The organism is Pseudoalteromonas sp. NFXS39 (assembly GCF_040148775.1).
In the GTDB taxonomy this organism is placed as follows: domain Bacteria; phylum Pseudomonadota; class Gammaproteobacteria; order Enterobacterales; family Alteromonadaceae; genus Pseudoalteromonas; species Pseudoalteromonas apostichopi.
The window spans coordinates 1-22,479 of record NZ_JAGDEC010000016.1; the positions used below are offsets into that span (position 1 = coordinate 1).

The 22,479-nt window shown below is 40.9% G+C and carries 18 protein-coding genes, 1 tRNA gene and 1 other RNA gene; 17 read left to right on the forward strand and 3 right to left on the reverse strand.

From position 1 onward, the window contains the following. Positions 1-50: 50 nt before the first annotated feature. The 5 genes from J3455_RS19385 (at position 51) to J3455_RS19405 (ending at position 3,577) form a co-directional block, all read left to right on the forward strand. Positions 51-126: transfer RNA gene (locus J3455_RS19385), tRNA-Phe, on the forward strand. Positions 127-407: 281 nt separating this feature from the next. Then, positions 408-1,205 (forward strand): helix-turn-helix domain-containing protein, encoded by a 798-nt coding sequence (locus tag J3455_RS19390; RefSeq protein ID WP_349562219.1) that lies wholly within the window; start codon positions 408-410, stop codon positions 1,203-1,205. A gap of 369 nt (positions 1,206-1,574) precedes the next feature. After that, complete coding sequence (locus J3455_RS19395) at positions 1,575-1,808, forward strand: hypothetical protein (RefSeq protein WP_349562221.1); 234 nt, start codon at positions 1,575-1,577, stop codon at positions 1,806-1,808. A gap of 122 nt (positions 1,809-1,930) precedes the next feature. Continuing rightward, on the forward strand, positions 1,931-2,626 hold the full coding sequence (locus J3455_RS19400; RefSeq protein ID WP_349562223.1) for a toll/interleukin-1 receptor domain-containing protein: 696 nt from the start codon (positions 1,931-1,933) through the stop codon (positions 2,624-2,626). A gap of 60 nt (positions 2,627-2,686) precedes the next feature. Beyond that, positions 2,687-3,577 (forward strand): hypothetical protein, encoded by an 891-nt coding sequence (locus J3455_RS19405; RefSeq protein ID WP_349562225.1) that lies wholly within the window; start codon positions 2,687-2,689, stop codon positions 3,575-3,577. Between the two features lie 37 nt (positions 3,578-3,614). Here the strand turns inward: J3455_RS19405 and J3455_RS19410 are convergent, their stop codons facing one another. Continuing rightward, the gene (locus J3455_RS19410; RefSeq protein WP_349562227.1) at positions 3,615-4,364 is read right to left on the reverse strand and encodes a hypothetical protein; all 750 of its coding nucleotides are present in this window, start codon (positions 4,362-4,364) and stop codon (positions 3,615-3,617) included. Positions 4,365-5,104: 740 nt separating this feature from the next. On the opposite strand from J3455_RS19410, the gene J3455_RS19415 reads away from it, so the two are divergent. Both J3455_RS19415 and J3455_RS19420 read left to right on the forward strand, forming a co-directional pair. Beyond that, complete coding sequence (locus tag J3455_RS19415; RefSeq protein ID WP_119852716.1) at positions 5,105-5,989, forward strand: phage integrase N-terminal domain-containing protein; 885 nt, start codon at positions 5,105-5,107, stop codon at positions 5,987-5,989. Positions 5,990-6,002: 13 nt separating this feature from the next. Beyond that, positions 6,003-6,203 carry a hypothetical protein gene (locus tag J3455_RS19420; RefSeq protein WP_349562229.1) on the forward strand — a complete coding sequence of 67 codons (201 nt, stop codon included), beginning with the start codon at positions 6,003-6,005 and terminating at the stop codon, positions 6,201-6,203. Between the two features lie 279 nt (positions 6,204-6,482). Here the strand turns inward: J3455_RS19420 and J3455_RS19425 are convergent, their stop codons facing one another. After that, positions 6,483-7,616 (reverse strand): polysaccharide deacetylase family protein, encoded by a 1,134-nt coding sequence (locus J3455_RS19425; protein WP_349562231.1) that lies wholly within the window; start codon positions 7,614-7,616, stop codon positions 6,483-6,485. A gap of 434 nt (positions 7,617-8,050) precedes the next feature. Here J3455_RS19425 and J3455_RS19430 point away from each other — a divergent pair, with 434 nt between their 5' ends. From J3455_RS19430 to J3455_RS19450, 5 genes are all read left to right on the forward strand, one after another. Then, positions 8,051-8,278 carry a DUF4224 domain-containing protein gene (locus tag J3455_RS19430; protein ID WP_349562233.1) on the forward strand — a complete coding sequence of 76 codons (228 nt, stop codon included), beginning with the start codon at positions 8,051-8,053 and terminating at the stop codon, positions 8,276-8,278. Positions 8,279-8,284: 6 nt separating this feature from the next. Further along, positions 8,285-9,364, forward strand: a complete 1,080-nt coding sequence (locus tag J3455_RS19435; RefSeq protein WP_349562235.1) for a tyrosine-type recombinase/integrase — start codon at positions 8,285-8,287, stop codon at positions 9,362-9,364. 787 nt (positions 9,365-10,151) lie between these two features. Then, positions 10,152-11,558 (forward strand): efflux transporter outer membrane subunit, encoded by a 1,407-nt coding sequence (locus tag J3455_RS19440; RefSeq protein WP_130050842.1) that lies wholly within the window; start codon positions 10,152-10,154, stop codon positions 11,556-11,558. Between the two features lie 2 nt (positions 11,559-11,560). Beyond that, on the forward strand, positions 11,561-12,799 hold the full coding sequence (locus tag J3455_RS19445; RefSeq protein WP_130050843.1) for an efflux RND transporter periplasmic adaptor subunit: 1,239 nt from the start codon (positions 11,561-11,563) through the stop codon (positions 12,797-12,799). After that, positions 12,799-15,879, forward strand: coding sequence for an efflux RND transporter permease subunit (locus J3455_RS19450; RefSeq protein WP_349562238.1), 3,081 nt, complete (start codon positions 12,799-12,801; stop codon positions 15,877-15,879). Before J3455_RS19445 ends, J3455_RS19450 begins: the two co-directional genes overlap by 1 nt. Positions 15,880-16,274: 395 nt before the next feature. On the opposite strand, the gene ssrS is transcribed toward J3455_RS19450, so the two are convergent. Continuing rightward, positions 16,275-16,458: non-coding RNA, 6S RNA (gene ssrS, locus J3455_RS19455), on the reverse strand. 194 nt (positions 16,459-16,652) lie between these two features. Between ssrS and J3455_RS19460 the strand changes: the two genes are divergently transcribed. The 5 genes from J3455_RS19460 (at position 16,653) to nagP (ending at position 22,425) form a co-directional block, all read left to right on the forward strand. Beyond that, positions 16,653-17,216: a UPF0149 family protein gene (locus J3455_RS19460; RefSeq protein WP_130050845.1), complete on the forward strand. Its 564-nt coding sequence runs from the start codon at positions 16,653-16,655 to the stop codon at positions 17,214-17,216. Between the two features lie 20 nt (positions 17,217-17,236). After that, the gene (gene pepP, locus J3455_RS19465; RefSeq protein ID WP_349562240.1) at positions 17,237-18,562 is read left to right on the forward strand and encodes a Xaa-Pro aminopeptidase; all 1,326 of its coding nucleotides are present in this window, start codon (positions 17,237-17,239) and stop codon (positions 18,560-18,562) included. Between the two features lie 8 nt (positions 18,563-18,570). Continuing rightward, entirely contained in the window at positions 18,571-19,752 is a 1,182-nt protein-coding gene (ubiH, locus tag J3455_RS19470) for a 2-octaprenyl-6-methoxyphenyl hydroxylase (protein ID WP_167658125.1), read from the forward strand. Continuing rightward, positions 19,749-20,915, forward strand: a complete 1,167-nt coding sequence (locus tag J3455_RS19475; RefSeq protein ID WP_130050848.1) for an FAD-dependent monooxygenase — start codon at positions 19,749-19,751, stop codon at positions 20,913-20,915. The genes ubiH and J3455_RS19475 overlap by 4 nt, the downstream gene beginning before the upstream one ends. A 208-nt stretch (positions 20,916-21,123) precedes the next feature. Beyond that, positions 21,124-22,425, forward strand: coding sequence for an N-acetylglucosamine MFS transporter NagP (gene nagP / locus J3455_RS19480; RefSeq protein ID WP_130050849.1), 1,302 nt, complete (start codon positions 21,124-21,126; stop codon positions 22,423-22,425). Positions 22,426-22,479 lie beyond the last annotated feature (54 nt).

The window sequence follows — 22,479 nt, forward strand, 5'->3', positions numbered from 1 at the left end:
GGATAGTCGGCACCATTTATTTTAATAGTTAGCATTTAGCTAATTGTTTTGCCCAGATAGCTCAGTCGGTAGAGCAGAGGATTGAAAATCCTCGTGTCGGTGGTTCGATTCCGCCTCTGGGCACCATCCTTTCTCGCTTACAGCGCATTTTGAAAATACCGTTTCCTACAAAAACACCCATTTCCTACAAAATCTATAACTTCGTCGCGCATGACGGAGGCGATTTAGCGAACGCCAGAAAGCAAAAAACCGCGATAAAGAAACTCAGATTAAGTTTGGCGACTTAAGTTTCCAACGCGGCTTTCATAAACATTCGAAAGTGTTTATATGGCTATCTTAGCCGTAGGGTAATCCTGTGTCTAGTAGGTAGTTAAAAATTTGCTGACGACGTTCCTGTCGAAAATGAGTTGAGTCACAACCAAAAAAATAAATTTGCATCAGGTGCAAAGCAAAACTTGGGCAACCAAGGTAAAAAGAAGCAAGTCTTCTTCTCGCTAGAAGTGCTGCATGAAACTAAATCTGATACCCAGACATTAGTTTTGGGTCATATTGCGTATCACCATGCTAAACACGGAAAATTTAACTCCAGCGTTTCATCTATCGCAAAACACCTTTGCTACTCAATCAACGCGGTAAAAAGTGCGCTGACACAGCTTCTCAGCGCTGAAAATGAAGAAAAACAGCCTCTGCTGCTTGAAGAATGTACAAAAGGCTACAGCCGTACATTGAGGCTTAATTTAAAACACCCACTAGGTTATCGGCTACTTCAAAGCTATACGCAAATCATTCATGGCCAACAAGCTGCGAATACACTTCCCCTCTATGGTCTTCAGTTACATTTATTCGACTCTAAAAGCCGGTATGATTCACGACATCAGCACAAAATGCTGATGCTACATGCGCTGATCAGCAGTAAAATCAAAGCCAGCAAACTATCTACACGTAATAAACGAGATACCTACCAACAAAGCATTGCTCAACTATCTAAAAAGTTCGGATGGGCGTATATGACGGTAAAGTCTTTAATTGAAACCATGCAGCCACTTGGTTTGTTGTCTGTGCTCAAAGATCAAGTAAGTCGTGTAGCAAGGTTTGTATTTGGTGAAGTGAAGGCTAGTAAAGCCAAAGTGCACCGAACGATAATTCCCAACAAAGAGTGCGAAGCACCGCCAATCGAACGGTACCGCGATATTCCCATAGCTTAATAAAACTTTCTCCAAGATAAATTAGAACTGCCTCGATGCAGGGCTTTGTAGTGCCTGAAATTCAAGAAGTAGAGCACACAGCTTCTCCGTTGGCTTCTTCAGGTGAATGAAAGTCAGAGTTTTCCTAGTTTAAGCAACTTAAAGGCTTAAATGTGCTCTTCGCAAAGCCTTTGGAACACCGTGTTAGTAAATTAGTGATAGGTGTTTTACGTTCAATCTAAATCAGTGCTCAAAGCTGAAAACTTCGTGATCTATCACTTTTAACTGGTGATGCCTTTAAATATAGTGTTTAAATATAAATAGATAGATTTTTACCAAAACGCTGTTTGGCCAAAATCATTTTTAAGTTTTTTAAAGGTAGCCGTTGTAATGGAAAAGATTGAGCTTGGAGTTAAGCCAGTAACGTTTCAGCATGATCTGAATGGTGAAAATGTATTTTTCTGTGTTGGTCAAACTGACTTTGAGCGATTTGGTGTCGAGTGCGTTTCAAAACGAGCTGTGTTGAAAGGTGTGTCAGATGATGAAAGTGAAGCGATTCAAGATTATATGATGCAGGTTATTTTGAGCATGTGTGATGAAGCTCTCTCAGAAGCCATTAATTAGTGGTAAGCAATAAGTATGTTGATAATAAGCGTGATTTTGACAAACGGACTATAGTTAAGGAAATAAAGTATTAAATCACACTAAAATACAAATAATAGATTTATTAAGAGAGGTAAGGAAACATGGCTAGATGCACTGCACCATCAAGAGGGCATCGTTCTGCAGCTGCTGCGGCTAATTGCCCTGCATGCGGTGGGCGTGGACAGTATGGGGGTTACAGTTACAACTCATATTCAAATCCATCTTACTCATCACCTTATATCTCTTCAGGGGGTAACGGTGTAAGTTCAAGTCGAGGCAGTAAGCCTCGTTGGTCAAAATCAGGATCATCTATATATTATACATCTGCTCAAATTCAGTCATTGACACCAATAAGGGAAACAGTAGAGGCTCGTGCCGCGCAACAGCCTGACCTCCGTGATGTCTTCCTTTGCCATGCTTGGGGAGATCGTAAAGAAGCTGCGAAAGAATTACATGATTTACTTGAAGCTGCCGGAGTGAAGGTTTGGTTTAGTGAAAAGGATCTTGGCCTTGGGGTACCAATGATGAGAGCGATAGATAAGGGCTTAGCCAATTCACGCATTGGTCTTGTACTGGTCACCCCTGCAATGTTAGAACGGTTGCCACAAGAAAGTGTAGCGGATAAAGAGCTTTCAACATTATTGGCTGGTAACCGGCTAATTCCGATAGTTCACAATACTACATATGAGGCTCTGCGAAACGTTAGCCCAATGCTCGCTTCTAGAACAGGTTTAGATACTTCAGAGGATTCAATGAAAATTGTCGCGGAAAAAATTGCAGAGTTGGTCGCAGTTTAATTTTTGTTTTTAAATTCTGACAAACATTTTATCTAAGCTTGAAGTCAACGAGGGGTTTTAGTGAACCACAATACTGAAAAATACAGAAAACTCTTCGAAAGTATGTCTCCTGAAGAAATTGAAGAGTTAAACAGGCTAAATGATGGAGAGCATCAAAGGCAAGCAAAAGCTTTCAAAGAAGGTTATGTAAAAGATATATGTTACCTTTGTAATAAACCTTTTAAGACTATGAGCAAAGATAATCCATGTCTTCATTGGTTGCTACGTCAGTGTAAGTTTAAAAAGAAAGATTTTCCTCTGCTATACCAGAAATATGGATACGGAAATATAGCTGCGTTTGTAAGGTGGTGTGCTAACCAAGAGCGACATATTTCTAATATTAACAATCTTGAAAGTGAGAAAGCCAACAGAAAAATATTGTCATACACAGTGAGGTGGAAAAATATAGAATGGACTTTTGACTGTTCGAAAAATGACTTTTTGGGTCACGATGGTACTTTTATTGACTATCCTCACTATCATTTTCAAATGAGAATAGATGGTAGGCAATTTATTAATTTTAATGACTTCCATGTACCCTTTACAGATCAAGATGTCTTCATCTTAAAAAATAGTCTTGAGCAAGGTGATTGGTTTATGCACGACTTTGGAGCGATAGGTTCGGGTATGCAAGAAGCTGTTAGTATAGAGCCAGAACTAGCTTTGGAGCACATGACTAATACAAATGAAGAAGACGCAACCTACCATCTTTCGACAATTATTGACGCAGTAGGCGAACCGATACCCGGAGAACTTATTGATGAAATCAAAGAGGAGTCAATAAAAACAGGTAAATCAATGGCATTTATTGCAAAAGAAAAGTTAAAAGGTATCGCAAATGTGAGAACTGTCATTACACCAGCAGATTCTATACCAGATATAGCTTCTCGTACTGAGCATAAACGTCGATGATTCAAGTGAAGATAATTATTTATTAATTATCAAAAGCTTAATTTTCGTTTTTTAATTCCTTATTACTATTTCTTACACTCGATATGACATCGAACTTAGACCTATCGATTACACTAACACTACCTTCTTTTGATTGATCTAATTTTATATAGATATGTTTAGGTGACATTAGCAATAGCTCTCCTGATAAAGTACGTTCTTGGTCAAATTTTGGCTTTAGTTCAACTTTTATTTCACCTCCCATTGAGTAGGCTTTTAAGCCCATTGCTAACAATGATGAAGCTTGTTCCCTCAAGTGGAGAGACATAAAGGTAATTACAAAAATTACCGCTGTTAGGGTGCGAATTTGTTCACTAGGTTTTGCGTAGCATAAGAATGAAATATGAAAAGTGACAAAAAGGCCTAAAGAGAGCACATAAGCTAACCTAAAGTAGTCCCCATCTTTAGGGTAGGTAATCACAACCAAAAAAAGAAAAAGTGCATTTACCAAAACAATTCCCAAGAATGACCAAAGCTTAAATACACCTTTTTTCCATCTTTCAACTAAAGGCAGTATCCACCAAAAGAGCGACATCGAGCTAATAATAACGAATATGGAAGTTAACCCAAAAAAAACGTTAAGGCCAAAAACTCCTTCAGAAAAAAAATCATATGAAAAGAAACTATGGTGGCCCATATAAATTAAGAATAATAGCGAAGGTATATTGGCAAAAAAGATAGTAGATAACAGAAGCGATAGAGCACGAAATAGTAGCTCTTTTTTATCCTTAAACATAGTATCTAGCATTTCATGTCCTTGAGCGTATTAGTGAGTGTTTGGCTTTTGCTTACTGTGCATTTTTCACAATGTGATAATACAGAAAAAATCTAGTTATGTTTAATTGTTCTATTTCAAAACGCTAGTACTAATAGAAAGCGCCGAGTGTTCTTTAACCGCGTCACTCCCTTTTCAAGGAGGGAGTGACGCGGTGGTAAACCCCACGCTAAACAAAGCAGAACAAAGAGGGGAAATTATTTGTTGAACTTATGTGCGCGTTATGACACTCTAAAAACGATTCCAGCAAAAGCGAGACGAATGTCATCGCGTCAAAAAATAAAGCCTTTGGCTTTATCATATCAGTGAGATCTACTCACAACTAGAAACCAAGCTTTCGGGCTTTTTACCTAACAAATTAGTTCATCTGATTTAGGCACTTTTATGCCTTGAATTTGGCTATTTGTACCTGCGTTTTGCAGAGAATTAAGCGATCCCTAACGAACCCAAATAGGAGAAATGTTATGACCTAACTGACCTGTGCTGAGCACATTTTTATTTGCGCTTTATCATGCACGCCCACTGCGGGAAGCATCTAAAACGAGGCTAATTTGGCCATTTTGAACTGTTGTGCCCTTATCCGTATTTATACGGAAATTGTACGCTCCAACGTGCAGTTGGCATTTAAAACTTACCATTTGGATATTGGTTCAAATAGTTAGTTGGGTTGATAACGTGTAATCGAATTTATAAACACGGTGAGTGAACAAGTATTGAGTAATTTAAAATATCAGCTTCAAGGGCTTATGCTCAGAAACCAAGACGGTAGTTTTGGAGTTAAGGCTGAGCGTAAAAAAGTACTGGTCCAGATCTCTGCTCAGCTTAAACAGGGCGGATACCGCTTGCAATCGGTGCAATCACTCAAACCCAAGCACGTAAACTATCTTGTTGAGCGCTGGCAGGGGGAAGGGCTATCTGCTGGCACCATTAAAAATCGACTTAGCCATGTAAGATGGTGGGCAGAAAAAATCGGCAAAGCCTCGATGTTGCCAAAGTCTAACAATGGTGCAAACCAAGCAATCACACTTGATTTGGAAAAGCGAACCTACACACCTACCGAGTCAAAAGCAAAAGAACTAGAGCAAAATAAGCTTGAGAAAGTCAGCGACCCACTTGTTAAGCTCTCACTTCGACTGCAGCGAGAGTTTGGCTTACGTAGAGAAGAAGCCATTAAATTTCGACCTAATTATGCCATTCGAGGCGAACAGTTGGTGCTAAAACCCAGCTGGACAAAGGGTGGTCGCCCCAGAGTCATTCCTATCAGAACAGAATCTCAGCGACATCTACTTCAACAAGTGCAAAAGCAAGTCGGTGGAGGCGCGCTGATCCGCCCCGACCGAAACTATATTCAACAACTCAAAGCGTATGAACGGCAAACAAGCCAAGCAGGGCTAGATAAAAACCATGGCCTTAGACACATGTATGCCCAACAGCGTTACTTAGAACTAACCGGTTGGCGCTCTCCAATAGCCGGTGGGCCAACAAGCAAACAGCTCACACCAGAACAAAAACAAATTGATAGGCAAGCACGATTACAAGTTTCGAATGAACTCGGCCACAGCCGAGAGCAGATCACAGTCATATATTTAGGTCGATGATGGGGGCAATTAGATGGCAGAAAAAATAACGTACCGCGATGTGAAAGGTATATTCATTCCTGACGCTGAATGGGCACAATTTTTAGATGATGTAAGTACTATTAAGCAGCGCTCAACAGAACTGGAAAAAGTAAACGGTGAGCAACAGTACAAGTTAAAAAAGCTGGCAAGAATTATTCAACGCAAGGATAGACAGTTGGCTAAACGGAATTAGTTCCGGCAAAACCTGAAATTTCGATGAGCGCTAGGATAATCTCATAGATATTTAGGCAAAATTAACTGTCATAGAATACTGAACACTACCGAGTGCCCTCATTTGTGCTGCATATTCATTGTACTTCTGAAGGTTATGTTCTGCGAACTTAATTCTGATCTTGCTAGTCGTATAAGAGGAGAGCTAGTTTACTCACCTTTTAAAGTGGTAATTTGTCTTTTTTGTCGAAAGTTAGATCACTAAAAAGTTATGAAATTAAACTTTACTCTACTTAAACCATCACCTTAGCTTTTCAGATTGTTTTATACAATCTGAAAAGCTGCAGAATAGTATACCTTTAGATGTTCCATAGTTGAGAATTGCTTCTAGGTGTTCCTTGGATATGTGAAATTCGTTGAACCACTCTCCGATTGCATGTGAAGAAATAAACAAAGTGTCACCTCCCTGAAGCTCATCTATCATGGATTTAATTTGCTTAAGGTCAATTCTGTGATCGTCAATAGAGTAGGAGGTTACTATTGAATGAGCTCCACTAACAATTCTATATTTTATATTCGGTCGAGAATCGAACTTTCTTATGAATTTGAAGTGTTTACTTAATACTTCATCTGATTCATTAGAAAATGCACCATAAGGATAAGCGAACGCCTCTGGATAAAAGCCCTCTACTTTCATTGAGTTGAGCTGGCCGAGGAGCTCGTTTTGTTCCCATTGCTGAATGCCATATTTTGATATGTAGTCCACAGCATTTACGTGAAGAGCCCCATGATGGCCTATCTCAACTCCGTAGCCTTGAAGAATGTGAAACTTCCTGCGATCATATTGTTCAAAATGACTAACAAAGTAAGTAAATCTAGCACCATACTTATCAAAAATAGATAAGTGCTCTAAAATGCTATCTACTACAATCCCATCATCAAATGTTATACTTATTTGTTTAGGCCAGACCCTTTCTCTCTTCAACATAAACTGTTCTAATTCATATTTCACATCTCTAATGTCAGTGCCTTTTCCAATTATCATTTCTTTTACTTTATCAATAGCCCAAGCATCAACTGAACCATTGGGCTTGTAGATATTCGATAAACCAACTTTTAATAAAAGCGTTTCATTAATTGGTGAATTAGAGTCAAGCTCGTAGAAAAAAACAGCTTTACAAACTTCATTAATAATTAAAGATTTAGGATTATTGAGGTTAATATCTGATAGATATGATTTGGTAAAGCTAACAGTATTTTCGCTTACACAATTGAAGCCTAAATTTTGAAGCTCAGTAGTAGTTAAATTTGAAATATCTTTGGATAAAAGGTTATGCTTTATACTGTTGACACTTTGGCTTTCTGTATCTCCACAACCAATGAATGATGTAGTGACGATTAGAAGAATCAAGCTTTTAAGTTTTAAGTTATACAATAATCATCCTTGGTAATTTATTGAATTTAAATGTTATTTACTTCCATTGATGAAGTCAAGGCCATTGGGATAAGTTGTACCCATATAGGAGCCTTTTTATTATCATAACATATAATTTCAAAGTTTAAATATCCATCAGAACGAGAGTGGAGAGGTAAATTAAAGCTTTTTCAATTGTGATGGCTCTCCATAGTAATTTTATCGTTTGATAGCTTCAGCAGAATCTTATTCGAGTCAAATACTACAAATCACCCCTCTGAATTCACTCTAACTATTGCAAACCAAAAACTCATAAAGTAGAGTAAAAACGCTGAAATATTGGGAAATCAGCAGAAATAAGCAAAAGCGAAATTCTGATTATCGCGAATAAGGTTAGTCCCAAGCTGATTCACGGCTAGTTGTTAGTCGTGGTTACTTATTCGTTGGAGGATTTTGTGAGCACATTCCTATCTAAAACTGAAGTTGCTGAGTTAACTGGCCGTAAGCAGCGCCAGAAGCAAGTTGAGCAACTTATCTCAATGCATATTACTTTCACCCTTGATGCCTTTGGCTGGCCTAAAGTTTTGCGCAAAACGATTGAAGCAGAGCTAGGCATTGGCGATAGCTGTCAAATTAAGCGTGGCGGGGCTACGCTTAGTGATGACGAGCTGTACACGGGGTAAGCGGTCATGGGAAGAAAACGTTCTGCAGAAAATGCAAACCTGCCCAAGGGCATGATCTTTAATAAAAAAGGGAATACCTACTATTTAAGAGTGCATGGACAGAAAGATATCCGCCTTGGTAAAACGCTGAGTGAAGCTTTTCGCAATTACTACGCTTACGCATCAATTAATTTTGAATGTCAAACGATGCATGATTTGATTGACCGATATCTCAAAGAGATTTCACCCACTAAGGCAGAATCGACACACAAGAGTAATATTAGTGCGTCAAAGCATTTAATAAAGCGTTTTGGTCATATGAACCCAAGAGTGCTTAGAGCCAGGCATGCCTATCAATATCTCGATCTTAGAAATCGAGAGGGGGCACCGGTAAGAGGCAATCGTGAGTTTGCGTTACTGAGCACCATTATGTCTCATGCTGTGCGTTGGGGCGTAATTGACGACACACCATTTCATGGAATTATACGTAACCCAGAACAGCCAAGAGATCGACTAGTCACAGATGATGAATTGGCAGTGTTTGTTAAGTATTGCCCTCGATGGCTGCAATTATATGTGGCGCTAAAGCTGGCAACCGGTTTAAGGCAAACCGACATGCTTAAACTTAGCAGCAAAGACTGGGATGACGAAAAAGGACTAAAAGTTCAAGCATCAAAAACAGGTAGCCGATTGCAGTTCGAAGCGGTGGATCACCTTAGCTTTATCATCAGCGAGCTTAAACAAATTAATGGTTACCGTACCACTAGAAAACACAGAACGCCGTTATTACATTGGTATTTCTTTGCATCAAGCGCTAATTCACGAAAGGAACAAGCATTGACCCCCGACGGTTTTAGAACTGCGTGGAATAAAGCGATGCGTGCAGCAATCGAAAGTGGTGAGTTACAACCAGAGCAGCGTTTTCAGGATAGAGATTTACGAGCTAAAACAGCAAGTGAGTGTGAGACGATTACTCAGGCATTTGAGTTATTGGGCCACTCAAGTGTGGCAACAACAAAACGTGTTTATCGGCGAGGTTACTCACAAGTAACGCCAGTCACGCCTAAGTCGCCAGGTGATAAGAAAAAACAAAGCATTGAAAAGTAGTCATAAAAAAGGCATTATTTTTAAATTAAGAATTGTATGTTTAGCTAAAACTTCTAAGCTATTAAAAATAAAGTAATTTTAGCTAAATTAACCATAAATATTAAACTAGACGAAAGTTATAGGAAATATTTTGTGGGTTTGTGTAGTAAAAACAGTATGTTAGATGCACAAGCGTTAAGGGTTGAAAATCCTCGTGTCGGTGGTTCGATTCCGCCTCTGGGCACCATTGATTCAAAGCCTCGCAATTGCGAGGTTTTTTTGTTTTTGGCCCCTCCAAATCACGATTTTACATCCCGTAGGCGTGAAATTTAGAGCTATCAGCTTTCAGCCGTCAGCTATCAGATGAAAAAGTTAGCGAGTTAGAAAGAGTAAGGGTACGAGTTTCGAGGCCCGAGATACGAGTTGAAGGAGGCGTTTTAACGCCGAAAAAAGAGTTATTAGATATCAGTGGTTAGAAGTCAGATTGAAAAGTGCCTACACTCAGTTTCAGATAAATGCTCACCCGTATATGTAAATTTATTACACGCTAATAAACTCTTGTAAAAGAGAGAAGCTAGATCAAAGTTCTGATAGCTGATAGCTGATAGCTGATAGCTGATAGCTGATAGCTGATAGCTGATAGCTGATAGCTGATAGCTGATAGCTGATAGTTTGCAACTTACCTCCATTTTCCTACCGTTCATCGTAGCCACATGCCAGGCAGTGTAATGTTATGTAAAGTCAGTTGAGCAAAACTTAACGTGGTGCTTGAATTACACTCATAAATAGATGTTTTCAGGTTTTTAGAATGAATTGGCAATATAAGCCGAGTTTTTTGGCTTTAAGTGTAATTTTGCTAAGTGCATGTGCAAGCCAGCCGGCTCACAATGAACGAGTTGCTGAACTTGAGTCGGTGCCGAGTGCATGGCAGCAGCTTCCCGCAGACGACAAGGTGCTTGCAGTTCAAGATAACTGGTTGCAGCAATTACACGATCCTCAAGTTTTTAATTTAGTTGAGCAAGCATTGGCGCATAACCAAGCAATTTTACAAGCTGGTTTTGATGTGGCAATTAAAGAGCAGCAGCTTATTGCTGCAGGGGCTGATTTATGGCCAAGCCTAGATTTATCAACACGTGCTAGCCGCAGTAAAGATAATCGCCCTGTCAGTTACAGTAATGCCAGCTCAGCATCGCTAGAATTAAGCTACGAAGTTGATTTATGGGGAAAATTATCGGCCTCAGAAAGACAGGCAAACCTTGAGTATCTAGCAGAAAAAGCCATATTTGCGCAAAGCAAACAACAATTAGTGGCTGATGTAGTAGCCGGTTGGTTTGATGTTATTACTAATCACAAATTGCTTGAGTTGTTTAAGCAACGAGAACAAAACGCCGAGAAAAATTTAGATATTATTGAATCAGGATACCGCCAAGGTTTAAATGAAGCGCTTGATGTATATCTTGCGCGTAATGAGTTAAATACTGAGCGCTCGAATATTGCCGCGCAGCAAGCCAAGCTAACTCAATCGATTCGTGATTTAGAGCGTTTAACAGGTCAATACCCTGCAGGCGCATTAACTGTCAGTGCAGATTTGCCATTACTTGAGAACACTATTCCGTTGGGCTTGCCTTCAGAGCTCATCACCCGCAAACCAGCGCTAATGGCGAGCTGGTATCAGCTTTTAAGCACAGACGCAGGGCTTGCTTATGCGCATAAACAGCGTTTTCCGAGTTTAAATCTTTCAGCATCAATCAGTGACAGCACCAATAGAGTAAGTGATTTATTTTCGCCTTCTAGCTTAGCTTGGTCGCTGATTGGTAGCATTTCAATGCCGCTCTTTGAAGGGGGGCGTTTACAAGCTAATGAAGAACAAGCAAGGCTTACCGTTAAACGTCAAGAGCAAGCTTACCTTGCCACACTCTATGATGCATTTAATGATGTTGAAACTGCAATTAGCCAAGAACAAGCTTTAAAAGTTCGTTATGAAAAAACCTTAGAAGCCCAAGAAAATGCGGTTGCCGCTGAGCGCTTATCCTTTGAGCAATATCAAAGTGGCTTAGTAACATACACGACCGTTCTAGATGCGCAAGATCGTTCTTTCAACGCGCAGAGTTCGGTCATCGAACTTAAAAATCAGCTTATTAAAAATCGAATTAACTTACACATTGCCCTTGGTGGTGACTTTAGTGCAGCAAACAGCGAAGTAGAAGAGCAATAATCATGAATAGTAAGACACGTAAAATATTAATCCCACTTGTAGTTATAGCTGTGACGGTACTGCTCGTCATGTTTATTAAAGGCAACCCACCACAAGCAAACCGCTTTTCTTCACCACCGAAAGCGAAAGTAAATGTTGCTGTTAAAACGCTGACGCCAGAATCCTATCAAGTGATGATAGATAGTTTTGGAACGGTTAAGCCGCGTACGCAAAGTTTGTTAGTTGCTCAGGCCTCAGGACAAATTATAGAAATTAGTGAACAATTTCGTGAAGGTGGTTTTTTTGAAAAAGGCGATGTGTTGTTGCAGCTAGACGATAGAGATCACCGCGCCGAAGTGAAATCAGCCCAAGCTGCTTTATTAACCGCAGAGCAAGGCTTACTTGAAGAACAAGCTCGCGGTCGCCAAGCTGAAACTGACTGGCAGCGCTTAGGTAAGGGCGAAGAAGCTAGTAGCTTAGTGTTGCGTAAACCACAATTAGCTGCAGCTGAAGCGAGTGTATTATCGGCTCAAGCTACCCTTGAAAAAGCTAAACTCGACTTAGAGCGTACAAAAATTACAGCACCTTACGCAGGTCGTGTTTTAAGTCGCAGTGTAGACTTAGGCCAAGTTGTGAGTAACAACATGGAACTAGCGAGCATTTATGCGATTGACCGTGTTGAGATCCGCTTACCAATCAAAAATAAAGACTTGCCGTTTATTAACTTACCTGAGCAGTTTCGTGACGGAGCTAAAAATAGTGCGGGTTCATTAGTTAAATTCAGCTCAGACCTTGTTGGTAAACAGCATTGGCAAGGTCAAGTTGTCCGCACCGAAGGTGCCATTGACGAAAACGCTCAGCAGCTTTATGTGGTTGCACAAATTAATGACCCTTATAAAGCAACATCTATAAATCAATATCCAATCAAAATTGGTCAATATATCAAAGCGCAGATCACCGGTAAGACGATTGATAATGCCATTGTGATCCCAAATAGTGCGATTTACCAAGGCACTTATGTTTATGTTGAAGAGCAAGGTGTTTTACGTCGTAAAAATATTTCACTTGCTTGGCAAAATGCTAATCAAGCTGTTGTAGCTGATGGCCTGTCTGCAGGTGATAATTTAGTTATTACACCGCTTGGACAAGTTAGCTCAGGTACGCAAGTGACTGTGATGGGAAGCGAAGAGTATCAAGCTACGAGGGGGAAAGCTAAGCGTCTTAATAATCAAGAGCAACCTAAAGAGCAAGGAGCGCAATAATGATTGCTTGGTTTACAAAGAATCATGTTGCAGCAAACTTATTGCTGATCAGCATTTTATTAGCCGGTTTATTTAGCGTTTCGACACAAATCCCGCTTGAGGTATTTCCATCGTTTGAGTCAGATCGCATTAGTGTCAGTGTATCACTTCGTGGCTCGACGCCTGAGGATGTAGAAAAAGGGGTCTCGATTCGCATTGAGGAAGCTGTTCAAGATCTTGAAGGGGTAAAGCGGATCACGAGTCGTTCATCAGAAGGCTCTTCATCAGTAAGTATAGAGGTCGAGACAGGTTATGACCCAAGGGAGCTATTGGCTGATATTAAAAGTCGAGTAGATGCGATTAACACCTTTCCGGTTGATGCGGAAAAGCCGATAGTTTCGCTTGCCGAATGGAAGCGCGAAGTTATCGCAGTATCTGTTTCAAGTATTTATGGTGAAAAAGAAACACTTGAATACGCTGAAACTGTACGTGATGAGCTTTTGCGTTTGCCAAGTGTAACTCAAGTTGAGTTAAGCGGAGTTCGTAATTACGAAATAGCCATAGAGGTGAGTCAAGATACTTTGCGGCAATATGATTTGAGTTTAGCGGATATTTCTTCAGCTATTAAGAACTCAAGCACAGACGTTTCTGCTGGTAATTTAAAAACAGAGGGCGGTGATGTACTTATTCGCTCTAAAGGGCAAGCATACCGTAAAGATGAATTTGCTAATATAGTGGTTAAGAACCAAGCCGATGGCACTATTATCCGTTTAGGTGATATTGCCCGTATTAGTGATGATTTTGAAGAAACACCCGTTCGTACTCGTTTTAATGGTAAACAGGCAGCTTTTATTGATGTATACCGTATTGGTCCACAAAGTGCGATTGAAGTAGCTGATGCTGTAAAAAACTTTATTACAGATCATCAAAGTCAACTTCCAAAAGGGTTTGAGTTAAGTTATTGGGACGATGACTCCGAAGTTGTAAAAAGCCGCATAGCAACTCTCACAAGTAACGCAATTCAGGGCGGAATTTTAGTGCTAGCGCTATTAACTCTATTCCTACGTCCAGCTATTGCTTTTTGGGTATTTATTGGCATACCTGTATCGTTTATGGGCGCATTTTTGATAATGCCTATCTTTGGTATAACACTCAATGTAATCAGCTTATTTGGTTTTATTTTAGTGTTAGGTATTGTTGTAGATGATGCCATTGTTACAGGTGAAAACGTTTATACCCACTTAAAAACGGCAGAAAGTGGTGAACAAGCGGCTATTCGTGGTACTCAGGAAGTAGCAACTCCTGTGACCTTTGGTGTGTTGACAACCGTTGCAGCCTTTTTACCTTTAGCTTTTATTGAAGGTGCGCGAGGCGCTATCTTTGCACAAATCCCTGTCGTAGTTATTCCGGTTTTACTATTCTCATTAATCGAGTCAAAGTTTGTTTTACCTGCACACTTAAAGTATTTAAAGCTGCGCCATGAGAAGGGTGAACCGACCAAACTTGAACGCCTTCAGCAGCGCTTTGCCGACGGTTTTGAACACGCAATAATGAAATATTACCAACCATTATTGAATTTAGCCTTAAAGAATAAAGTAGCCACTGTGAGCTTATTTGTCGGTATTTTTATAATTATTATGACTTTAATAACAAGTGGTTGGACGAAGTTTACTTTTTTCCCTCGAATTCCAAGTGAAACCGTGCGTGCATCTGTTACTTTTCCCGCAGGTACACCGTTTGAAGTAACGAATAAATATGTAATCAAAATGTCAGACAAGGCAAAAGAGTTACAAGATAAATATCGTGATGAAGACGGTCAAAGTGTAATCTTAAATATTTTGGCAACTACGGGGGGGCGTGGTGGCTCGTCAAATACGGGCAGTGTTAGATTTGAGATTATGCCAGCTGAAAAGCGAGAATCAGATATTGGCTCTCGTGAACTTGCTAGTGAATGGCGAGACTTAATTGGCATTATACCGGGTGCAGAAAGTGTAACGTTCCGTGCTGAGTTTGGCCGAACATCGAGCCCAATTGATGTACAGCTAAATGGTAGCTCAATTGAAATGCTTGAAGCAGTAGCCGAAAGAGTGAAAGAACGATTATCGACTTATCCAACCGTCTTCGAAATTGCTGATAGCATGTCAGACGGTAAAGAGGAGTTGCAAATAGAGCTGACAGAGCAAGGTTTAGCATTAGGTTTAAACCGTGTTGATGTATCGCAGCAAGTACGTAATTCGTTCTTCGGTGCGCAAGTTCAGCGCATACAACGTGGGCGCGATGATGTGCGGGTTATGGTGCGTTTACCTATTGAAGAGCGTCGTTCTGTTGCTGATTTGAAAGACATTCTAATTAAAACTCCTGCTGGTGGGACTGTGCCGCTCTCGCATGTGGCAACTCTAGTACCGGGCCAAAGCCCATCATCTATTTATCGTATTGACCGCTATCGCACACTGAATGTGACTGCGGATGTCGAAAAATCAAATACCAATATGACGGTGCTGCAAGCAGATCTAAAAACTTACTTAGACGAGCTAATGCAGCAATATCCTGGAGTTGATTATTCACTAGAAGGTGAAGCCAAAGAACAGCGTGAATCATTTGGTTCACTGGCTTGGGGCCTAGTGTTTGTATTTTTTATTATTTATGCGTTATTAGCGATTCCGTTTAAATCATATATGCAGCCATTGATTGTAATGAGCGTTATACCGTTTGGCATGATAGGTGCCGTAATGGGTCACTGGATAATGGGAATGGATCTGACCATTATGAGTTTACTTGGCATGTTGGCCTTGATAGGCGTGGTTGTGAATGACTCACTGGTACTGGTTGATTTTATCAATAAGAAACGTGAAGAAGGCGGTGATTTACTTGAAACCGTTAAGCTTGCCGGTGCAGCTCGTTTTCGCCCAGTTATGCTAACCAGTCTAACCACTTTTATTGGTTTAATGCCTCTGTTATTTGAGAAAGCTACGCAAGCACAATTTCTTATACCAATGGCGGTAAGTCTTGGTTTTGGGATTATCTTTGCAACGCTTATCACCTTGCTATTAGTGCCAGTTAATTATCTATTGATGGAGCGCTTTCATGGATGGTTTAAGTAGAGCTCGAAGTTAACAGTTAGCGCTTGGTTGATATTAGGCGCTAGAAGCTAGGTTCTAGGACGCGGGGTAAACCCGCTGCTACAGGTAACGAGTGGCGGCGGATTTATCCCGCGTTTTTTGTTTTAAAAGAATAAAGTTAGCGAGGGGAAAGAGTAAAGTTAGCAAGTTAGCAAGTTAGCAAGGGGAAAGGGTAAAGTTAGATTGTGCCCGCACATTGCTATGGCTAAACTCGATACCGTAGGCGTGAAATTTATTTCGCGCGAATAAGGGTAATAAGTTCTTGTATAAAAGAAAAACTACATGGAAGATTTTCGATAGCTGATAGCTGATAGCTGATAGCTGATAGCTGATAGCTGATAGCTGATAGCTGATAGCTGATAGCTGATAGCTTGATGGTGTTCCCCAAGTATGCGGTGCCCGGTGTCAGTCCTGAAACCTTGAGGTTTCAGGGCGGGGATCTGCGGTCTACCGTAGGCTTCTCGGTACATGCCGAGCTTGCACAATAGTAAACGAACAGAAACCCTAACATAAAATTTATCGGCTCAGGGACTTAACCAAGCTCCTGCACCCTAGGGAACACCTTCAGTATATAAGACAAGTTTCAATCCTTAAACCATAGAAGTAAAAAAAGCGGATCGTTCGCGTAGTTTTTCCCCACCTTTAACTGCTTATTTACTTTTCAGATTGCTTTTTGACCTCAATCATACAATTAATTGGAGTTGCGATTTATCGAGTGGTAGCATGGCGTTACTTAGCCGAACAAAGAAAAAGTTATGAGCACGTTACCTGATTACCAACAAGCCCAATTGTTATTAGAAAAAAATGAAATTTTCGTCGCACCAGCCGAAGCCCATGGTGTGATCAGTGGTTTATTAGCCTGTGGCATCAATATTGAAGCCGAAGAATACTTAGGTTTACTAAGTGATGTATTCAACGATGGCTTAGCCTTCAATAAAGATTTAAAAGCATTTTTTGCTGACGTTTATTCTCAGGTTGTGGCCAGCTTTAGTGATGAAGAATTTCAGTTTGATCTATTCTTACCAAGCGATGATGAAACACTGATCGATTTAGCTAATGGATTAGTATCTTGGGTATCGGGTTTTATGCTTGGTTTTGGGTTAAAACAAAAAGATTACGGCAAGTTATCAGCTGATGTGAAAGAAGTAATTAGCGATTTTAGTGAAATTACCCGCTTAGACACCATGTTTGAAGAGACCGAAGAAGATAGCCAAGCACTGCACGAGGTGATTGAATATGTGCGTGTTTCTGCGTTGTTATGTTTTGCTGAGCTAGGTAAAGAGCCTACAGACAAAAATCCTAAGAAGACCCTTCACTAATCAAATTACAGAGGTTTAGCATGTCGTCTATTGTAATCGATAAAGCTGAATTTAAAGCCCGTCGTGAGCGTCTGCTTGCGATGATGGATAAAAACAGTGTGGCTATTATTCCAGCTGCAGGAGAAGTAACACGTAGTCGTGATACTGAGTATGCATTTCGCCAAGACAGTGATTTCTTCTACCTAACAGGGTTTAACGAACCGGATGCTGTTTTAGTATTGTGTCCGTCGAGCGATACGCCAAGTACTCTTATTTGCCGTAACAAAGACAAACTTGCTGAAATTTGGCATGGTCGCAGAATAGGCTTCGAAAAGGCTAAATCTGAGTACTTATTCGACGCAACTAGCCCACTTACTGAACTAGATGAACAATTATTAGATTTGGTGAACGGCCAGCAGATTTTATTTTATGCACAAGGCACTTACCCAAACTTCGATGCAAAGATCTGGGATTTATTAAGCACACTTCGTGGCGCACCTAAAAAAGGCTACAAAGCCCCGCACACCATTAAAGATATTCGTGGTTTAGTGCACGAAATGCGTTTATTTAAATCTGACGCAGAATTAAACATTATGCGCACAGCCTGCGAAATTAGTGCGCAAGGTCATATTCGCGCTATGCAGTTTGCCAAACTAGGCGCAACTGAATACCAATTAGAAGCTGAGCTGCATCATCATTATGCAATGAATGGTGCTCGTCATCCTGCTTATGGCACGATTGTGGGCAGTGGCGACAACGCCAATATTTTGCACTACACACAAAATGACGCTGAGCTAAAAGATGGTGATTTAGTGTTAATTGATTCTGGCTGTGAACTTGAAGGTTATGCGGCAGATATCACACGCACTTTCCCAATTAATGGCAAATTTAGCGAACCTCAAGCAGCGCTTTACAATATTGTATTAGCAGCCCAAGAGGCGGCATTTAGCCAAGTAAAACCGGGTGGTAGCTTATCTAAAGCCAATGAATTGGCCTCGACGGTACTTACGCAAGGGCTCATTGATTTAGGCATTCTAACGGGCGAGCTTGATGAACTAATGGCTAACCAAGCGTGCAAAGCCTTTTACATGCATGGACTTGGCCACTGGTTAGGGTTAGACGTTCACGATGTTGGCGAATATAAGCTTGATGAAAAAGAGCGTGTATTTGAGCCGGGCATGGTGCTAACCATCGAGCCGGGTTTATATATTAGCGAAGATGCAAAAGCACCAGAGCAATATAAAGGCATCGGTATTCGTATTGAAGATAACTTACTTGTCACGCAAGATGGCCATGAAAACCTGACCATTTCGGTTCCAAAAACCATTAGTGACATTGAAGCAGTGATGCAAGCAAACAAAGGCTAGGAGCAAGCGTGGCAAAGCAGTTTGATGTTGTCATTATCGGCGGTGGAATGGCGGGTGCAAGTTGTGCACTGGGCCTAAAACAGAGCAATAAGCAGTTATCAATCGCTGTAATTGAGGCAAATGAAGTAAGCGCAGACTATCACCCAAGCTTTGATGATAGAAGCATTGCGCTGGCTCAGCAGTCGGTGCAGTACTTAAAATCAATTAATGCCTTTGATTGCCAAGCGCCATTTGCGGCAGCGATTGAAAAAGTAACCGTATCTGATCGTGGTCATTTTGGTAAAACACATATTGATTGCCAAGAATACGGCCATGATGCCCTTGGCTATGTGGTCGAAGTGAATCCATTTGGGCGTAGTCTTCATCAGCAACTCATGCGAACTGATGTCCGTTTATTTTGCCCTGATACAGTCGCCAAACTTGAATACCTGAGCAACTGTGCCAACATCACGCTGAGCTCAGGTGAGCAGTTAAGTGCAAAGCTTGTGGTGATTGCTGATGGTGCTCATTCACAAAGCCGTAAGTTGGCCAATATTGAGTTTAATACCCGCGCTTATCAGCAAGCGGCAATTATTGCCAACATCGAAGTGGCTGGTGGTCATCATCATCATGCTTTTGAGCGCTTTACGGAATACGGCCCAATGGCACTGTTGCCAATGAGTAATAACAGATACTCACTAGTATGGTGCATGGAGCCTGAGCAAGTTGAGCACTATATGACACTTGAAGACGATGCTTTTTTAGCTGCTTTACAAAAAGCATTTGGTTACTGCGGCGGTTCATTTAGCAAAGTAGGCATGCGTGCAAGCTACCCTCTGGTTTACGGTAAAGCAGAGTCACTTAGCAGCCATCGCACGGTATTAATAGGGAATGCAGGCCACGCTATTCACCCAATTGCAGGGCAGGGCTTTAACTTAGGCCTGCGAGATGTACAACTATTGTGTGATATGGCTAATAGAAGCGACCTTGGTGATTACGCTTTTACCCGTTATTACAGTCAAACGCGTAGCAAGGACATTACTACCGTGATGACACTCACAGACAGCCTAGTGCGTTTGTTCTCAAACTCATCACGATTGCTCGCACTTGGTCGCAGCATTGGCCTTTTCTCAATGGATTTATTCTCCTCGTTAAAAACCCCGCTGGCAAAACAGCTTATGGGTCAGGTTAAGCAAGGTAAACGGATATGAAACAAGCACAAGTTTGTATTGTCGGTGGTGGTTGTGTTGGTCTTACGCTAGCACTTGGTTTAGCAAAAGCAGATATCAGTGTTGTGGTTGTTGATGCAAGTAAAAATCAAACCTTACCGGGTGATGATTATGCACTTCGAGTAAGCGCATTGAGTCTTGCCAGTCAGGGCTTATTTGAGTCTTTGAATGCTTGGCAAGAGATCATTAAACAGCGTGCCACACCTTATACGTCGATGGATGTACGTGACCAAGACAGCTTTGGTAAAATTCATTTTGATCATAACGATCTCGACTTACCACAGCTAGGTCATATCGTTGAAAATGATATTATTCGCTACGCTTTAATTAGCGAACTTGAAAAGCAAAGTAATGCCACTTTATTGTTCGAAACCCGTTATCAGCAAATTCATCAAACTGATTCTGATGTATTCATTACGCTTGAAAGCGGCGAGCCTGTGATTGCTAAATTATTAGTGGCGGCTGATGGTGCCAACTCGGCTATTCGCAAGCAGTTCAATATGCCAATTACTTTTAAAGATTACGACCATCACGCCATTGTTGCTACGGTTAAAACGTCTGATGAGCATAACAACACGGCACGCCAAGTATTTTTGCCAACAGGGCCGCTGGCGTTCTTACCGTTACCAGACAAACACACGCATTCAATTGTATGGTCAACAAGTCCAGAGCACTGCGAGACACTCTTAGCGCTTGATGATAGCAACTTTAATAAAGCAGTAATGGCAGCCCTTGATGGTCAATGTGGTTTATGTGAAGTGCAAAGTGAGCGCATGGCATTTCCACTTAAAATGCGTTACGCCCAGCAGTGGGTGTCTGGCAAAGTGGTATTAATGGGCGATGCAGCGCATACCATTCATCCATTAGCTGGTTTAGGTATGAATCTTGGCCTAAAAGACGCCGCTTATTTAATTGAGCTTTTAAGTAATGAGCAAGGTGAGTTTGCAAGCGCACGCACACTGCGTGATTATGAACGTACTCGCAAGCTTGATGCACAAAAACACATTGCTATGATGCAAGGCTTAAAAGAGTTATTTGCAGGGGCTAACCCACTGAAAAAACTTGTACGTGGAGTTGGTTTAAGCCTTGTTGATAACCTTGGTCCAATAAAACATTTGTTCGCAAAAGAAGCGATTGGTAAATAACATCTAACTAGTTGTTACTATTTAGTTTAAGCCGCAGCTAAGCAATTAGCTGCGGCTTTTTTGCACTTATATGAACGCAAAATGATAGCGCTGTCATTTTTGTTAGTGTATGATTAAATTTTTGTGATTGGTATGGAAATTAAACAGCTTTATCGAGTTGTATACTAGATTCCAACCAAATAAAAATAATTAAACTAAGAGAACAATTATGGAAGCAACGGTTGAGTGTGACAACAACACAAAACAAAGCATATGGCTGCCAATGGTATTGGCCGGCTCAATGTTTTTTATCTTAGGGTGTATAACGTGGCTTAATGGTGCTATCACGCCATTTTTGCAGCAAATGCTTGAGCTTTCGCCGTTACAAGCTTCGTTTATCATCTCTTCTTTTTATATAGCGGTAACAGTTGCCGGCATCCCATCGGCCATGCTGATCAAGCGCGTTGGCTATAAGAATGGTATGGCGATTGGCTGTGCGATTATGGCTTTATCGGCGCTGATGTATATTCCAGCTGCGAAACTGCAGATGATCGAGATTTTCTTGTTCGCGCAGCTAATGATTGGTGTTGGGCAAACCGTGCTTCAAACCGCAGTTAACCCATATGTGGTTAAAATGGGCTCTGAGAAATCAGCCGCCGTGCGTGTTTGTATTATGGGCTTATTAAACAAATTTGCGGGTGTTATTGTGCCTGTTATTTTTGCTGCTGTAGTAGTAAGCGGCGTTGTAGATGGCGCAGGTAAACTATCGCAAGAACAAAAAGATATTATGGCTAATAGCCTGATCATGCCCTATGTATTGATTGCAGCTTTAATCATGTTATTTGCCGCATTTGCTAAATTTGCTCCATTACCTGATTTAGTTTTTGATGAAGACAAAACATCAAACGGTAAAGGTGAAATTAAAGAAACGCTTGCACACCCACACTTGGTTTTAGGTGTTGTTGGTATTGCACTATACGTTGCTGTTGAAGTTATTGCGGCAGACACAATTGGCTCTTACGCATTACAAATTGGCGTTGCCGACTACTCAGTCATGACATCTTATACTATGGCGTGTATGTTGATTGGTTACGCAATTGGTATTTTGACTATTCCGCGCTTTATGAGCCAACAAACAGCGTTATTAATGTCGGGTATTGCTGGTATTATTACCGTGTTGCTAGTGGTACTTGGCAGCAATGATTCATTCATTATTTCAAACTTATTATTAGTGCCATTTGGTGGCCCTGAGTTACCGGACCCTCTTTTGTGCATTGCGTTATTAGGCTTTGCTAATGCAATGGTTTGGCCTGCTATTTGGCCACTGGCTTTAGCAGGTTTAGGTCGCTTAACAGGCACTGCATCAGGCTTACTTATTATGGGTATTGCCGGTGGTGCACTCGGCCCATTGTTAATTGGTTTAGGCAATGTTGCTGGCCTTGGCGCACAAGGTGCATATATTGTCATGATCCCAAGTTATGTATTCATTTTATTCTATGCCTTAAAAGGCCATAAGATGAGAAGCTGGTAGTAAATTAGCAAACTAATTTTAAAGTTATGCAAAGCCGCGGTACGCCCATCACCG

Bases quoted from the DNA above. Each gene is read 5' to 3' on its own strand.
- J3455_RS19395 (WP_349562221.1), top strand. From the start codon at position 1,575: ATGGAAAAGATTGAGCTTGGAGTTAAGCCAGTAACGTTTCAGCATGAT.
- J3455_RS19400 (WP_349562223.1), top strand. From the start codon at position 1,931: ATGGCTAGATGCACTGCACCATCAAGAGGGCATCGTTCTGCAGCTGCT.
- J3455_RS19410 (WP_349562227.1), bottom strand. From the start codon at position 4,364: ATGCTAGATACTATGTTTAAGGATAAAAAAGAGCTACTATTTCGTGCT.
- J3455_RS19420 (WP_349562229.1), top strand. From the start codon at position 6,003: ATGGCAGAAAAAATAACGTACCGCGATGTGAAAGGTATATTCATTCCT.
- J3455_RS19435 (WP_349562235.1), top strand. From the start codon at position 8,285: ATGGGAAGAAAACGTTCTGCAGAAAATGCAAACCTGCCCAAGGGCATG.
- J3455_RS19440 (WP_130050842.1), top strand. From the start codon at position 10,152: ATGAATTGGCAATATAAGCCGAGTTTTTTGGCTTTAAGTGTAATTTTG.
- J3455_RS19445 (WP_130050843.1), top strand. From the start codon at position 11,561: ATGAATAGTAAGACACGTAAAATATTAATCCCACTTGTAGTTATAGCT.
- J3455_RS19450 (WP_349562238.1), top strand. From the start codon at position 12,799: ATGATTGCTTGGTTTACAAAGAATCATGTTGCAGCAAACTTATTGCTG.
- J3455_RS19460 (WP_130050845.1), top strand. From the start codon at position 16,653: ATGAGCACGTTACCTGATTACCAACAAGCCCAATTGTTATTAGAAAAA.
- pepP (WP_349562240.1), top strand. From the start codon at position 17,237: ATGTCGTCTATTGTAATCGATAAAGCTGAATTTAAAGCCCGTCGTGAG.
- J3455_RS19475 (WP_130050848.1), top strand. From the start codon at position 19,749: ATGAAACAAGCACAAGTTTGTATTGTCGGTGGTGGTTGTGTTGGTCTT.
- nagP (WP_130050849.1), top strand. From the start codon at position 21,124: ATGGAAGCAACGGTTGAGTGTGACAACAACACAAAACAAAGCATATGG.